Genomic DNA, 14,933 nt, shown 5'->3' with positions numbered 1-14,933 from the left:
ACATATCCTTCTGGGCGCACGGGACGCAGGACGTTCACACTCCAGCGACGTAGGCGGTGAGGAAGTGGACGCCGTGTCGGTCGAGGTTTCCGCGGGCGCGGTCGTAGTGCTCGGTCGTGCGTGGGTCAGCGTGGCGTGCCAGGATCTGCGCGTCGCGCAGCGGGACGCCGGCGTCGAGGGCGTTGGTGATGGCGGCGTTACGCAGTGAGTGTGGGCTGATGTGTCGGGGGATCCCCGCGACCTCGGCGACCCGCACAACCATCCGGTAAACGTCTCGGCGGTCGATCGGCTTTCCCGTGGTCGGTCTCAGGACGAGCGGCCCGTCGGATCGCTGTCCTCGGCAGGCCTCAAGGACACGCAGCACTGGGATCGTGATCGGCATGGTGGCGGGCTTGTTGCCCTTGCCGACCAGGTGCAGGACTCGGTGTCCCCGCAGCGTTTCCGCGTAGTCCTCGATGCGTACCGCGGCTGCTTCGGATGCGCGCAGGGCGTTGATGCCGAGGAGGAATGCGAGCGCCCCGTGGTGCACCGTGAGAGTCTGGGCGACTTGGAGGAAGCGGATGAGTTCGAGTCGGTCGAGTCCCTGGGTGCGGGACTCGTCGTGTTGGACCTTGGGAAGGCGTGCGTAGACGGCCGGGTCGGCAGTGTTCAGACCGTCGATGTGTGCGAACCGGAAGAAGCCGCGGACGCCGTGCATCATCGTGACGATGGAGGAGTCCATCAGGCCGGTTTCGCCGAGTTGGTGGATGTACAGCTCGACGTGGGCACGCTGGATACCGAGGAGTGGATCCAGTCCGTGGTTCTCGCACCAGGTGAACCAGCGCCCGAGCTGGTAGGCGTAGAGCTTGTGCGTGCGTCCCGAGTAGCGGGCGAGGTAGGAGACGGCTGCGAGTTGGGCCGTGGTCATGGTGGTGGGCCGGAACGGGAAGACGGTCGAGTCGGGCACGGGATGCTCCGTGCGGCGAATGGCTTGGCTCAGCCCGCCCGCCGCCAACGCGCCAAGCTCTTTGGCCAGCGACGCTAGTCCGAGGCGTGACTCAACGCGTCCGTAGGCGGTGGAAAGACGCACTTCAGAAAGGCACGGGTCTTGGCACGGAGGTCGTTCCCGCGGGAGGCCAGAACTGGTGGGCTTCGGCGAGTGTCTGGGGCCAGTTTGGACCCGCGGCCATCTATCCGATCAATCGTATGGTCGAACTACTCGTCTGGCGAGGACGGGCTACTACAAGTGGGCCCGCGGGGTCGCTGCTCCCCCCCGGCACGGTGTCCTGTTCCGCGGACATGCCGGGCGTACTCGCAACCGCGGGACCTGGCAGCGCTGAACCCGCCGCTCCGAAGCGAAGCACGGTGCGACCCTGGAAAGTTCGTGACCGCAATGCGCAGACGTCTGCGACATCAGGTTCGTCGGAAGGATGAGGGCGCAGCGGTTCGAGAACCGACGCTTCCGCCGTGCGCCATCGGTCTGAAATGCGCTCCTAGGGCGGCTGGCGGCCGTATCTTGGCGACCGACAAGTCCAGGAACCGAACTGAAATTGCGGTCACATGTCCACAGAGGCGATCGATGCGCTGAAGAACATCGGTGCTGCTCCGTGGATCGTCGATGCCGTACGCCAGCTGATCCGCCAGGACTCCGGAGCGCTCGGCGGTGTACTCCACAGCGTCGGTGAGCCCGTCCTCATCGACAACACCCGTGCCACGGTCCGCTGCCACTTCGTCGCCCGTGACACCCAGGGCAGACCAAGAGTGAAAAAGCTCGCGCGTCTCCTGGCCCAGCGAATCACCGAGTATTGCATCCCGCGGCATCGCATCAGCGAGGCCGCCGACACGTACGCCAAGACCGGTAGCCCGGCCGCGTTCTCCGCACTCGAGCAGGAAGCGCGTGACCTGTTCGCCAACCTCACCACCTCCGGCGAAGGCGGGGAGCTGCTGCTGTACGTCCTGCTCGAGTCCGTGCTCGGAATCCCGCAGATCTTGGCGAAGATGTCACTCAAGACCAACGCCGCGGTCCACTACCACGGGGTTGACGGCGTACACGCGACCATCACCGACACCGGGCACCTCGCCCTTTACTGGGGCGAGTCGAAGCTGTACCAAAAGCCGAACCAGGCCATCGACTCCGGCTTCAAGAGCCTCGCACCGTTCCTGACCCCGGACGCTGACGCATCCGAGCGCGATCTGATGCTCGTGCGGGACAACCTCAACGTCACCGACGAGGAGCTAGCCGCCGTGCTCCTGCGCTACCTCGACGACGAGGACCCGATGTCGCAGAACATCGAAATCCGTGGCGCCTGCCTCATCGGGTTCGACCTCGACGAGTACCCCACCACCCAGGACGTCGACCAGGTGCTCGCCGACGTCACCTCGCATGTGGAGGCCTGGACCAAACGAGTCGAGAAGGGCATCGGCACCCACAAACTCGAGAAGGTCGAGCTCGAAGTGTTCTGCGTGCCGTTCCCATCCGTGAGCCTGTTCCGCAAGGCCTTGGCTGAGCAGCTGCACGGCACCATCGCGGACGACGACGCATGACCGAACCCCCGCAAGGCCCCAACGACACCGGCGAGCCCGAGGCCTTGGTCGACAGCCCAGCCAACGATGCCGCCAGCGTCGCTGGTGCGGTCTCGCCTGTCGACGCTGTGGTTCTCGGATGGACCGCTTCCAACGGCTTCTTTACAGTTCGATGCTAGCGACGCTCTTGCGTGACCTTCCCGCCATCACTGCGGCAGCTCCCCACGGACCTGCCGAAAGTGCTGAGGGCGGCACCGGAAGCGAGAACGTGGCCGTGCGCAGGTGGGCATACGGGCTGCTGTGTGCCAGCGCTGCGACCGAGTCACGATCGACCCAGGTTCAAGACGCCGTCCTACGTGTCCTGCAATCCTGTCTCCAGGACCCTGAGGCGCACGACGAGGAACGAGAGGCCGCAGTCCTGCTCCTGGAACGTTCGGGGAACCGGCCCGCCATCGACCTTGCCGCCGCCCGCGACCTCGTAGATCCCAACGCCTGGACGAACGCGCCCGCGACGATGCAGCTCGACGTCATCCGCCGTCGCCTCGACCTGCGCATCGACCTGGCCAACGGCGACCACGTCACGACCAACGCGTTCCAGCGCTCGTTCTGGAACGCAGCCAACGAAAACACCTGGGTCAGTATCTCCGCACCCACCTCGGCCGGGAAGTCGTTCATCGTCAAGCAGTGGTTCCTCGACGCCGCCGCACGCAAGGAACAGTTCGTCGGCGTCTACCTCGTCCCCACGCGCGCCCTCATCGAGGAGGTGAGCGCCGACTTCGGCGACTCATTCCCCAAGAACGTCGCCATCCACACGATGCCGTGGGACGCGACCCGCGAAGACGCCGACAAGGAGGTGTACGTCCTGACCCAGGAGCGACTGCACCTGCTGCAGGCACAGAAACCGATGTTCGCGCCCGACGTCATCTTCATCGACGAGGCCCACAAGTTTGGCGACGGGTCTCGGGGCGTCTTGCTCCAACTCGTCCTCGACGAGACCATCCGTCGTGACGCCGGAACCCAGGTCCTTTTCGCGTCCCCTCTAACCGCCAACCCTCAGCTGCTCCTCGAAGCTGCACCCGCCCAGGCCAAGACCGCCCCGATCACCAGCTCGATGGTCACCGTCAACCAGAACCTGCTGTGGGTCGACCGCGTCAAGGGCAAACCAGTCCTGATGGACGTCGAGCTCGTCTACGAAGGCGACCACCTGGCCGTCGGACGCATCGAGCTGCCCGTCCGCACGACCTCCGACATCGAACGGTTTGCTCTCGTCGCCGTCGCTCTCGGCGCCAACCCAGGCGCCGCCCGAGGTGCTCGCACGGGCGAGGTGACGAGTGCTGCTGGCGTGGGCGGGAACGTCGTATACGCCAACACCCAGGCCCAGGCCGAGGACATCGCGCTGTACCTGCACGACCACCTCGGCGAGGGAGCCGACGTGAGCGAGGACGCCGACATCATCGCGCTCCAAGAGCTCGCCGCCACCGCAGTGCACGACAGCTACCGCCTCATCGAGGTCCTCGGCCGCGGGGTCGCGTTTCACTACGGCAACATGCCGCTCCTGTTGAAGGCCGAGATCGAGCGGCTCTTCAAGACCGGTGCCCTGACCTACCTCGTTTGCACCTCCACCCTGCTGGAGGGGGTGAACCTGCCGTGCCGCAACCTGTTCGTCCGCGCCCCGCGCAAAGGCCTCGGGAACCCGATGGAGCCTGCTGACTTCTGGAATCTGGCAGGCCGGGCGGGTCGGTGGGGCAAGGAGTTCGGCGGGAACATCGTGTGTGTGGACCCGCGCCGCAAGGGCGTGTGGGCTCACCCGCCACGTCTGCGGACCGCCCAACCCATCAAGCGTGCCGCCGATGAACCGATCCGTGAACCCGCGTCCCTAATCGACCTCATCCTCGCCGGCCCGACCTACGAGCAAGGCGCCGATACTGCCCTGTACGAGTCGGTGTTCAACTTCCTGTGCGGCCGCTTAGCCCGGGGTATCCCGCTTGCACAGATCCCAGGCCTACCACACGACGCGCCCAACGCGATCGCCGAACTCGAAGCCGTGCTCGAAGAGGCCCTCGAGGGCCTTACCGTTCCCCTCGAGATTCTGACTCGGCACACCGGCATCAACCCGCTGCGGATGAACGCACTGCACGAGTTCTTCACCAGCCTCGACGACGCCACCCTCACCGCGATGATGCTGCCAGGTCCCGCCCACCCGCAGGCTTACTCGCTGTACACCGAGGCGCTGAACCTGACCGTCGAGTTCCTCGGCGGGGACTTCGGCAACGAAGCCCGCCAGTTCCAGCTCGCGATGGTGATGGTGAACTGGATGCGCGGCTACCCGTTGGCGCGCATCATCCGCGAACGCTACGACTTCTACCGCGGCCGCAACCAGCTCCGACCGCTCCCAGCTCTCATCAGAGAGACGATGGGTGACGTTGAGAAGTACGCCAGGTTCGAGGCGCCGAAGTATCTGTCGTGCTATCTCAACATCCTTACCCTCGAGACCGCCGCCCGAGGCATCACGACACAAGCCTCGACAATGGACATCGAGATGATGCTCGAGCTCGGTGTCTCCCGCGTCAGCGAGGTCTCACTGATGTCGTTGGGCCTGTCACGTGCCAGCGTCCTGGCGTTGAGTGGCTTCATCGACGAAGACTCCTTCACCCCTGCCGATGCGCGCACGTGGGTGTCCGAGCTCGATGTCGAGACCCTCGACCTGCCGGTCCTCATCGGCCGAGAAATCGGGCGCATCCGCGAACGCATCACCGCAGCCCAGACCGACCTGTCCGACTAGTTACTGCCAGCGCGACTTGGAGTACTGGAGGGTCACCGACGACCGAGCTCCCGAGGCCCGGCCAGCTCCGAGCCGCGAACTAGTCCAGCCCAGGTGACTCCTGGACATCTTGAACGCACGGTCGTCGGCGTGCCGGTCCGCCGCGACGTGGCGCGCCGTCAGGCGGCGGTTAGACGCACCTCCGCCGCGGCTCGAGCCACGTGACGGCGCCGAGAGCCTCTGGCCGGTTGCCCGCAAGGGGTCTCCCTCACCGCCTCGGCAAAGTTGGCGCCCCGCCAGCCTTCCTATACGCGTCCCAGCCGGCACGCATCCCCTGCTGCTGTGGTCGTGCCTGCGCCAGCATCGTCCGGCGGTGTAGGTGGGTCCGTTCAAGCGTCGGGCGGGCGTCCAAGCCGAAGTAAGTGCACACCTCGATCACCAGCGCGTCGGACACGTCGAGCAGCGGCACCAGCACGGACGACCAGATCGTTGCCGCGTCACCCTCGAGGCCCTCCACCAGCCATCCGCGGCTGTGTGCTGCTCCGGAGAACAGGGGCCACAGAGACTGCTGGTTCGGGGTGAACCGAGCCACCTGATCTGTCACTTTCGGTGTCAGCAGTGACGCCTCGCCCTGATAAGTGACGAGCCGCGTCTCTTCGCTGCGATCTCCACCCTTCAGCTTCAACTCGATGCCGGCCTGCCTCATCAATTTCTGGCCGAGGCTGCGTCCCTCGATGACCCGCTCTTTCTCACGCTCTGCGGCGTCGGCCCCTCCGAAGCTATCAAGGGCGTTCGGCGGCTCCTGACTGTCGTGGAGGAGCCTGCCGGCCCATCGCGCGATGCGCTGCTCGGTGCTGACGTCGGGCTGGATGAGCCAGAACGTGTTGAACGCGGCCTCGTAGATGGCTCTGCCGAGCGTCATCGCAGGCAGCGGCATCAACTGTTCGGAGACGACGATCGCCATCAAGCCGCGCACGTGTTCTTCACCGGACGAAAGGTTGAGGATGGAGCCCTTGTGTGCCCACCAGCGCAGGCCAAGCAGGTCCTTCTTCTGCTTGTGGTTGTTGATGTGGTCGAAATCTGCACGTGCCGGAGTGCCTTCGGGAGGGTTGTCGGCGAGGTCGTTGGCTTGCTTGAGGAGGACGGTGAGGTGGCGGCCTTGCTGCGTGATGACGCGTGAGGCGAGGACGAATGGGTCGGCAGACACGGGAGAACGGTACGGCGAAGCGGCCCCACCGTTAGGCAGGCCGCAACAGCTCGGGAGGCGCAACCGGGCGGTTCCTTGCCTAGTCAGCCTGAGGGGCCGCCGCCGCACTCCGCGCGGGTCCACCGTGAACCGGGCTTCGGGCCGGACCCGCACACCGTGCGAGACGGGTTGACGCCTGGCCCGTTCATGGCGCGAACGTACGTCCGGAAGTCGGAGTAGCAGGTGCTCCGCGGTCCGTCGCTGAACGTGACAATGGTCGGGTTGCCGTTGCCGGCGACGAGGCGGCCAGATCGGCGATTCCCTGAGCGCGAGCAACGTCGTGCCCCTGGCTGCGGAGCACGCTCAGCTAGCAATACTTGCCAAACGGGGAGGGACTGGCAGTTCTTAGATAGAAGTTGACCGTCAAACTGACATCCTTCCGGTGAGCCGGCTCCGGCGTGGACCGGGGTCTGCTTGTCGTCGAGCGCGCATGAACCCCGCAGCGGCGGGGGACGATGAGGGGCTCGCTCGCGCGCGGCAGAGTCGCGCGTCCGCCGGGCGGCGAATAGACGCATCGGACCGACCACGTTCGAGCCGCGCTCTCGTTCTCGTCGTCCGAACCTACTCAGATTCTTGACACCGCTCCCGTGGATCGGTTCACCCGGGAGACCGAAGTTCGGCGCGTGTGGCACGACCTTCAGCGGAAGGGGTGCTACTTGCGCTTACCGGACTGCTTTCGAGTCCCGGCGCGTACCTTCCCGGCGGGGTTGATCTGGCCAGTGAAGGAAGTGGGTGGCATCAGGAAGTGCGAGAGCCTCGCGAGCTCGGGGTTGAGGTCGCCGACGTGGTCATCGAAGTACACATCGACCAACTCCTTGGCCTGCTCGCTGAACACGAACACGGCGCCGCGCGGCATGCTCACTTGATGCATCTTGGTGCGGAGGTAGTTGCGAGCCTTCTCCTCGAACTTCTTCGGGTCGCGGCCCGCCGGGCGGGTGAACCACGCAAGGAGCCAAGCCTCTTCGAGCGTCGGCGCGACCCACGGAATGGTCTGACTGCGCTCGCGACCATCTCCGAACGGGTTCGACAGCAAGTCTTGCGGGATGTGCGCCAGCTTGGCCTGTGCTGCTGCCGAACCCGACAGCAGCGTCGCGGAGATGCTGAGCCATCCGTAGTCGCCACGGGATCTCAGCTCGTCAATCATGGGGCGGAGCGGGCTGGCCGCGAAGGCCGGCTTCGGCGGCACCGTAACCGCCGCCCCGGCGTCTGCCGTTTTCTGGGCGTAGTACCACTGGTCGAGCGCATCCGTGTGACTCGTGATGAGCCCCGGCGCCTGCTGCTCGAACCGCCGCCGTTCGGCCGTCTTGACCGGCCCGAGGAACGGGAACGCTGCCCGCATCGCATCCGGGTCGGGCTCGACCCACAGGCCCTGGGAGAAGAAGTACAGGAAAAGGTCGAGCTCGTCCGCCGTCGAATACATGACCGTCGTGAGCGCGTTCCGGCGGCGGCGCAGGTAGAGCAGGAACTCAGCGGGGTGGTCGACCAGCATCGTGATGAGGTCTAGGTCATGGATGGAGACCGTCCACGGGATGTTGTCGGCGGTCAGGATGCCGGCGGTTACAAGCTCGGCGGTAGCGGTGGAGACCGAGGTCAGGTCGTCGAGGGAGACCGCGATCGTGTGGATTTCCCGAATGTGGGATAGGTCGACCCACCCTTCCCCGTCGATCCTTACGCCCTTGTCCTCCACGATCCGGTCGCGAAGTCTCCTGGACTGTTCGGCGGCCTTGGTGACGATCCCTATCAGGTCGCGCCGCAGCCGTCGGGTTTCACCCGACCGGGAGTCGGGCGAGACGGCAACTGCCTTGTCCTCGATGATGAATGCAACATCGTCGACGATGATGAGGTGGTCGCCCTCTACCCGCTTGGTATAGGTCGCAGGCGGCTGGCCCCTTTCGACAGCGTTCGCCGGGACGTAGTAGTTGAACCCTTCGCGGAAATGCGCGCCTGGCAGGATCCGCGCGAGCGCGGCGGTCGTCCGCGCCTCGAGCAAGTCGCCACGCATCTTCTGGTACGTCTCCCAAACCGGGGTGGCCTTCAGATGCTGTTCGAGGTTCTCGCGCACTGCGCCGAAGACGTGGGCGTTGTGCACCAGCATGAAGTCACCGCCGACGGCGACCACCGGGTGCGTGCGGAGCGGGTTGTCGCCGCGAGTGAACTTGTCCACGAGATCTGAGGGCGTCGAGGACCCGATGTCGACCGAGAAATACTTGAGCACCGCCTCCGCGACACTCGGGTCATGGCTGGACTTCGTTGCCACCAGGGAGACGGTCGCGGCGACCGCGTCCGGGTTGCCTTCACATGCGTCGGTCCAGGCAGTCCGAGCGACAGTGACCGCGTCCGGGTCGGGGGCGCCGTTGGGACCGACCGAGTCCATCGCGACCTGCATCGCCGCGTACATGGCCCTCATGCGCTCGTTCATGAGGTCGCCCTGGACCTCGTGGCACGCGTGCAGTACCGCGATCGCCTCGTCCGCGTCGAAGCCCAGGTCAGCCTTCAGCGCCGACCGGACGGCCGGCGCAGCGAACAGGTCGCGGACGGTCTGCTCGACCATGTCCGGGTAGGAGTTGTTCCGCACCCAAATCTCCGAACCCCGCATGAGCGCGGAGACGTATGCCAGCGGGTTGCTCCTGTCGGCCTCAACGAGGTCGCGAACCTGCGCCAGGCGCAGGATGGCGTCGACCTGCCCGAGCAGTGTGCCCTGAATGAGGTTGGTGATCGGCTGTACACCGTCGCCGGCGCCGGGTTCGGCCGCCTCGTCTGTCTCGATGCTAGGGGAGGGCGGCGTGTTCTTGGCGGCGAGCGCGATGAGACCGAGGAGCTCTGCTCGAGCGACGGCTGCGTCGGGGTCGACCCCTACCGTGCCCTCGGGAGCCCAGGGCAGTGTGCCGAGTCGGGCGACCTCGATGAGGGTCGCGGGCTCGATGCCAGCTACCTGGGAGGCGATCTCGTCGGCGGCAGCTACGAGTGCGGCCGTAGCGGCAGCTCCAGGGTCGGCAGAACCGGCGAGGTCCGCTACGGTGTCGAACACTGCCTCGACCGACGCAAGCACCACCTCGACGTGCGGGTCGATGCCGCCCGTTTCGGTCGGACGGCGCCGCTTCCTCTTCATGCGAGCGTTCTTGCGCTTCGACTTCGACGCCATCAGGCTGTCGCCTCCGACCGGCGGGTACGGCTGATGGAGGTCGCATCGTTGACGGCAACGAGCGACCCCACGTTCGTCCGGTTCGGGAATGGCACCGCGCAGCTCCTACCTAGGTATTGACGATCCCATTCTCCTTGACACCGGTTGACCGGATCGACTGGTTTGTCTACGTCTAGACGTACGGCCGAACTTTTCTGCGGGCCGATGCGCAGCAGCGGACGCCGCGACTCTCGAAATCTATGCGCAAGAGTTCGCCAATGCTGGACATGGGTCAAAGTAGGCGGGACGCCCAGGCTGCCAGGCAACCAGATCTCGGTAGATCCGCGACTCCGACAGGCGGTGGAAAGACGCACAGTCGTGAGCGACATGCTCTTGGCGTTTACAGAGGCGCCCTTCTGAATCGACCAGATCCTCGGCATGCGGCTCGACCGTCGCATGCGCCGATGTGCGGCACCAGTGCCCTACGATCCGCATCATGACGGGGAGCAAAGAGATCGAAAGCTCTGGGACGAAGTTCACGCAGGTGCTTGACGCGTCGGCTCGGCTGCCTGGCGTCCGTATCGACAGGGCCGCTTTCCTCCGCGCTGCCCTGAAGCGGCATTGCTCTGGCGAGCAGATCGAGCGAGCAATCGCGCAAACGCCGGCCGCGGCGGGTGTTTCGCTTAGCGTTATCGAGAAGGTGGCTGCGACCTCGATCCGTTTCGAGACGGCTCGAGTCACCGGGCTTTCAACGGCTGCAGGCATCCCCGGGGGCTTTGCGATCACGGGCACTGTGCCGGCCGATCTCGCGCAGTACTTCGGGCACATCATCCGCATCGCACAGAAGCTCGCCTACATCTACAGCTGGCCCGACTTGTTCGCTGACGATGAGGAGCTCGACGAGGCGACTGCGGGGGTCCTCACGCTCTTCATTGGCGTGATGTTCGGCGTCCAGACTGCCCAGACCGGGATCGCCAAGGTCTCGACGATGATTGCCGGCCAGGTCGTCAAGAAGCTGCCGCAGAAGGCGCTGACGCAGGGGACCGTCTATCCCGTGGTCAAAAAGGTCGCCGGGCTCCTCGGCGCTCGGATGACGAAGCAGGTCTTCGCGAACGGCGTCGCCAAGTTCGTTCCCGTCCTGGGGGGAATCGCGTCGGGTGGCTTGACGTTCGTGACCTTCCGACCGATGGCGAAGCGGCTGGAGAGGCATCTCGCCGGCCTTGAGCTCGCCGAACCCCGGGACCTTTCGGCCGTGTCTGCACTGGAGGTCGCGGATGAGAACGCAGGGACGGACCGGGCCCCTTCGGAATCTTGAGCCTGCCTCCCGGCCTGATCTGCCTCAGTGGCGCGAACGAGGCGGTCGGCATGGCATCCGGCGGACGATGTACGTGGCGAAATCTGATTTCAGGGCCCTCGCATACGGCTTGCACTCGATGGACGCGCGTCCTCATGTCGAGCATGACGACGCGATGGAGGGCCGCGTGGTCGCTCACGCTGCACACGGCCTTATGGCGCTCCGCAGCGCGGGAGGTCAAGGGTCTGACCCAGGGTGCTTGGCCGGTCCCAGGGCGGGGCCGGACACACTCTCGTGCATGCGCCTCATCGCCTGGAACTGCTACGAGAAGTTCTCTTCCAACTACGTCCATCTGCGGGAGTTGAACTTCGATGTCGCAGTCGTTGCTGAGTGCACCCGCATCACAGCTGACGCCCTCCAAGTTCGCGGGCTTACGTCCAGCTACGTTCAGCCACTCCCTGGCGCTCCTAAGTTGCTAGGGGTTTTCGCGCAAGAGCCATGGCGGGTGACAGCTCATACCGAGATCCAGCCGACGGCGGGGTTGCTCCCCATGGCCGTGACTGGACCCACTTCGTTCACCTTGTTGGGATTCTGGGGTGTAGAGCCCAGACTTTTCGGCTCTTACACTTCGCAGGCACGGCGCGTCATCGATGACGTCCTGCCAAAGCTGGCCGGCCCGGTCGTGCTAGCAGGTGACTTCAACGCTCCCATCGCCACCACAGCCGCGGCTCACACGGAGAATGTGCGGCTGCTCGAAGAGCGCGGGCTCGTGAGCGCCTTCACGGCAACCCGGGCGATGGGCGCACCCCTCGAGCCCACGTACTACCGCTGGCTCCGTCGGGAACATCCGTTCCACATTGATCATGCCTTCGTCCCCAAGGAGTGGGCGAGCAGGCTCTCGATGACCGTCGGCAGCTACGAGGACTGGGTCTTACCGCGTCGGTCCGATCACGTTCCACTGATTGTCGACGTGACTCCCGCGGCCTGACATGGGGGGCTAAGGCGGTGGAAAGACGCAACTTCGGCGGTCCCGGTTGCGGAGCCAGGTACGGCATCTACCTTGGAACGGTGAATCGAGGTGGCAGGATGGGCCCCGATGATCTTCCTGCACGTTGCTACAGCCGTGTTCGCGGGAATCAGCGGGGCCGTCGTCCTGATCTTGAGGAAGGGCACCGCATCACACCGTCGATGGGGATGGACGTACGTCGCTGCCATCGCCGTGATGGCTCTCTCGTCATTTGGGATCTTCGAATTGCGGGAAGGTCCGAGCATCTTCCATGCCGTCTCGATGCTGGTGCTTGTGGTGGCCGCGGCTGGAATAGCTCAACCAGTGTGGCGCCGCGGCAAGTCCGGCTGGCTGTTCTGGCATCTGTTCCTGATGCAGGTGTCCTACGTGATGCTCGTCGTCACAGGGATCGCACAGTTCTTCGATCGGCTGCCGCTGTCGAGCGACGCACTCAACGCAGTCGTGTTCCTGCAGATCCCTGGCATTGTCGGTGGAATAGCCATCGTGCGGTCTGCTCGGAGATACCGATCAGCAACGGCCGTTGCTCGCCATCCTGCGCGCCGATAGAGGAACCCTGCCGGGGATCGCGTCCCACAGGACCTGTCCGCTGTCCATCAAGGGGAACGGGTCGCCTACGGACGCACGCCACTCGATCCCCTCAAGGCGCGGACCGTGCCGGCACGCGGGGGAAGGACGCAGTTCGTCGACCCGTGCGGTTAGCGGTGCTGGCGATCGACGGCAGGGCGCCAAGCGGTCTGGGGAACCTCACAAGTCGTTGAACGCCCTCTTGGCCCAGGAACACGTGTGACGCGAGGGATCGACACTGACCTTTGGCATGCTAGTGGGATGGCAACGACCTTGATCGCGCCAGCATTGGCTCTTACCCCGTGAACACCACAGGGTTCGATGACAGCGATCTGGACGATCCAGAGGGCTCGGTGCTCGTGCTAGTGGACGAGAGTTACAGCCCATTCGTGGCAGCAGCGGCGATCGTCATCGAATTAAGCGAGGCTCGCCGACTGAATGCTGACATCGAGGCGCTATACACAACGTGGCGACGGACCTTCTATCTCGAGGGTCTACCGAGCTTCGAGGAATTCCGACGACGCGGATTCCATGCATCTTCAGACCCGCGGGAAGTCAAGTCGGCATTCGTTGACTTTCTCGCCGACAACTTGGCGTTTAAGACGTTCATCGTTTACAGCGATGGGTCGTCGATGCCTGAGCTGTCCGAGAAGCAGCGACTGATGATGGTTCTCGATCGACTCTTGCGAGACGTTCTCCGAACTTACCACGGAAGGCCCAAAGTCAGGATCCTCTTCGAGTCAGCACAGGAGTTGAACGAGTATTTCAGGCGAGTAGCCACAAGAGCCGCGACCGCGACTCGACGACACGGCCCAGAAGTCGTCGTCATGTTCGGCATGAAGCGGGATCCAAGCCTCTTGGCCCTCCCTGATTACGTCCTCCATGTGTTCAATCAGTGGCGCATACGTCAAGGAGACGAACCCCCGGTGCTGGATCCACTGAACTTTGAGTCAAGATTTTTTCGATCGATTGAGGGGTCGCTCTCGGTAGCGCGCTCGATTGATGGCTCCCGCGTCATTCGCCGCGGTTTCGACATCGAGCGTTGGTAGACTTACAGACGCACCGAGGGTGGAGCCACGAGGTGTGCGAGTCGCACGCGTTGGATTGCATAGCAGGCGCAGGGCCCACCCTCGGTCGCATCGAGCGGAGAGAACATGTTCGAAGTCGACGTCGAAACCTTGGCGAGTGCCAGCCACATGAAGTCCGCTGACGTACTAGTCCGTTGGGGAGAGATGCTCCTCGTCGACGGCCTCGGCTATACGCGCATTGCCGTGCCGCAGAAGCGACGACGCCCTCGAGAAGTGCTGCGCCCAAACGTTGGGCTGGACCGAGTACTCAAACATCTCAGACTGGGTCTCACATCCACGTCGGGGTATGAGGCTCCTGACGAGGTTCACGGGTTCGTACAGGGGAGAGGCACCGTGACCAATGCTGCGTGCCACCTGGGGCGGGACGTCGTGCTGAAGGTCGACATCAAGGACTTTTTCGATTCGATCGGGAGCGAAAAAGTTTGCTCAGGACTTGCCCTGTTCGGCTTCACTGACGAGTGCGCGGAGCTCGTCGCATCAGTCACACTCGTTGACGGCAAGCTAGCCCAGGGATTTAGCACTAGTCCGCTTCTCTCAAACATGGCTTTCCTCAGGACCGATGAAGCGCTGGCGGCGTTCGCTCAAACTCGCGGAGTCACGTTTACTCGTTACGTGGACGACCTGGCGTTCTCGGGCACAAAGGACTCAATCGACGATGATTTCTTGGAGTCTCTGGAGATTCAACTTGGGACCCTCGGGTGGAGCATCAATCCCACCAAGACTCGATTCATGAGGCGTGGGGGTCCACAGTTCGTCACCGGGCTCTACGTTGGGGACCACGCTGGAGCTCACATCCCAAGGCCAATGAAGGAGCGACTTCGTCGTGAGTTGTACTTCGCCGAGAGGTTCGGAGTCAGCGACGCTCGACAGAGGTCGCCGAAGCCCATGAGCATCGAGCGTCTCGCCGGCTGGGTTCACTACGCGGCGCATGCCGATCCAGCATTCGGGCTGCCACTTCGAGATCGTTGGCGCCGCATCGCTCCGGCTCTCGATCCATACGTGCCTGGTCCAGACTGGGACCTGCTGGACGACATCGAGTTTCCCGACGATTGGTAGCGCCACCGGCGGACGGAGTCCATGTCAGCACGCGCTTGGCGCGCACCCGGACTTGAAGCAGCAAAGTAGGTCGGGCGGCTTCGCGTCGGGGCGGGCACCTAGTGAGGTACGCAGGCGACGAAGCTGATCAGCGCCGGCGCGCGATTTCAGTCAGCGGCCACGGCAGACTCGCCTACGAGCGCCGTGTCAACAAGCCCTCTTGAGGGCCCAGGGTTCAACGGCTGAGCGGCCAAAGCGCGCGCCCCAGTGCGTCCTATTGGGCGAAAGGACGTAT

Annotated in this window: 10 protein-coding genes; 7 read left to right on the top strand and 3 right to left on the bottom strand. The window is 64.5% G+C overall.

Annotated features, from left to right (window positions below; genetic code table 11):
• Nucleotides 1-34: 34 nt before the first annotated feature.
• Nucleotides 35-946: a tyrosine-type recombinase/integrase gene (locus tag AC6EI4_RS11615; RefSeq protein WP_498451544.1), complete on the bottom strand. Its 912-nt coding sequence runs from the start codon at nucleotides 944-946 to the stop codon at nucleotides 35-37.
• 593 nt (nucleotides 947-1,539) lie between these two features.
• On the opposite strand from AC6EI4_RS11615, the gene AC6EI4_RS11610 reads away from it, so the two are divergent.
• A complete protein-coding gene (locus AC6EI4_RS11610) occupies nucleotides 1,540-2,523 on the top strand; it encodes a HamA C-terminal domain-containing protein (RefSeq protein ID WP_498451543.1) in 984 nt (327 codons plus the stop codon).
• Between the two features lie 118 nt (nucleotides 2,524-2,641).
• Nucleotides 2,642-5,284 (top strand): DEAD/DEAH box helicase, encoded by a 2,643-nt coding sequence (locus tag AC6EI4_RS11605; protein WP_498451542.1) that lies wholly within the window; start codon nucleotides 2,642-2,644, stop codon nucleotides 5,282-5,284.
• Nucleotides 5,285-5,531: 247 nt separating this feature from the next.
• Here AC6EI4_RS11605 and AC6EI4_RS11600 read toward each other — a convergent pair whose 3' ends face one another.
• Together AC6EI4_RS11600 and AC6EI4_RS11595 are read right to left on the bottom strand one after the other, a co-directional pair.
• Nucleotides 5,532-6,470, bottom strand: coding sequence for a hypothetical protein (locus tag AC6EI4_RS11600; RefSeq protein WP_498451541.1), 939 nt, complete (start codon nucleotides 6,468-6,470; stop codon nucleotides 5,532-5,534).
• 691 nt (nucleotides 6,471-7,161) lie between these two features.
• Nucleotides 7,162-9,618, bottom strand: coding sequence for a hypothetical protein (locus AC6EI4_RS11595; protein ID WP_498451540.1), 2,457 nt, complete (start codon nucleotides 9,616-9,618; stop codon nucleotides 7,162-7,164).
• 508 nt (nucleotides 9,619-10,126) lie between these two features.
• On the opposite strand from AC6EI4_RS11595, the gene AC6EI4_RS11590 reads away from it, so the two are divergent.
• From AC6EI4_RS11590 to AC6EI4_RS11570, 5 genes are all read left to right on the top strand, one after another.
• Entirely contained in the window at nucleotides 10,127-10,945 is an 819-nt protein-coding gene (locus tag AC6EI4_RS11590) for a hypothetical protein (protein WP_498451539.1), read from the top strand.
• 277 nt (nucleotides 10,946-11,222) lie between these two features.
• A complete protein-coding gene (locus AC6EI4_RS11585; protein WP_498451538.1) occupies nucleotides 11,223-11,912 on the top strand; it encodes an endonuclease/exonuclease/phosphatase family protein in 690 nt (229 codons plus the stop codon).
• A 108-nt stretch (nucleotides 11,913-12,020) separates the two neighbouring features.
• Nucleotides 12,021-12,497, top strand: a complete 477-nt coding sequence (locus AC6EI4_RS11580) for a DUF2306 domain-containing protein (protein ID WP_498451537.1) — start codon at nucleotides 12,021-12,023, stop codon at nucleotides 12,495-12,497.
• 320 nt (nucleotides 12,498-12,817) lie between these two features.
• Complete coding sequence (locus tag AC6EI4_RS11575) at nucleotides 12,818-13,564, top strand: hypothetical protein (protein WP_498451536.1); 747 nt, start codon at nucleotides 12,818-12,820, stop codon at nucleotides 13,562-13,564.
• A 105-nt stretch (nucleotides 13,565-13,669) separates the two neighbouring features.
• Complete coding sequence (locus tag AC6EI4_RS11570; protein WP_498451535.1) at nucleotides 13,670-14,659, top strand: reverse transcriptase family protein; 990 nt, start codon at nucleotides 13,670-13,672, stop codon at nucleotides 14,657-14,659.
• The last annotated feature ends 274 nt before the right edge of the window (nucleotides 14,660-14,933 follow it).

The sequence above is a fragment of the Nocardioides sp. Z43_10 genome (assembly GCF_059766615.1).
The sequence above is the reverse complement of the archived record's forward strand: the minus strand, read 5'-3'. Positions and strand labels throughout refer to the sequence as shown.

Excerpts from the sequence above, each read along its gene's own strand:
- AC6EI4_RS11610 (WP_498451543.1), top strand. The coding sequence starts at position 1,540 with ATGTCCACAGAGGCGATCGATGCGCTGAAGAACATCGGTGCTGCTCCG.
- AC6EI4_RS11605 (WP_498451542.1), top strand. The coding sequence starts at position 2,642 with ATGGACCGCTTCCAACGGCTTCTTTACAGTTCGATGCTAGCGACGCTC.
- AC6EI4_RS11595 (WP_498451540.1), bottom strand. The coding sequence starts at position 9,618 with ATGAAGAGGAAGCGGCGCCGTCCGACCGAAACGGGCGGCATCGACCCG.
- AC6EI4_RS11590 (WP_498451539.1), top strand. The coding sequence starts at position 10,127 with ATGACGGGGAGCAAAGAGATCGAAAGCTCTGGGACGAAGTTCACGCAG.
- AC6EI4_RS11585 (WP_498451538.1), top strand. The coding sequence starts at position 11,223 with ATGCGCCTCATCGCCTGGAACTGCTACGAGAAGTTCTCTTCCAACTAC.
- AC6EI4_RS11580 (WP_498451537.1), top strand. The coding sequence starts at position 12,021 with ATGATCTTCCTGCACGTTGCTACAGCCGTGTTCGCGGGAATCAGCGGG.
- AC6EI4_RS11570 (WP_498451535.1), top strand. The coding sequence starts at position 13,670 with ATGTTCGAAGTCGACGTCGAAACCTTGGCGAGTGCCAGCCACATGAAG.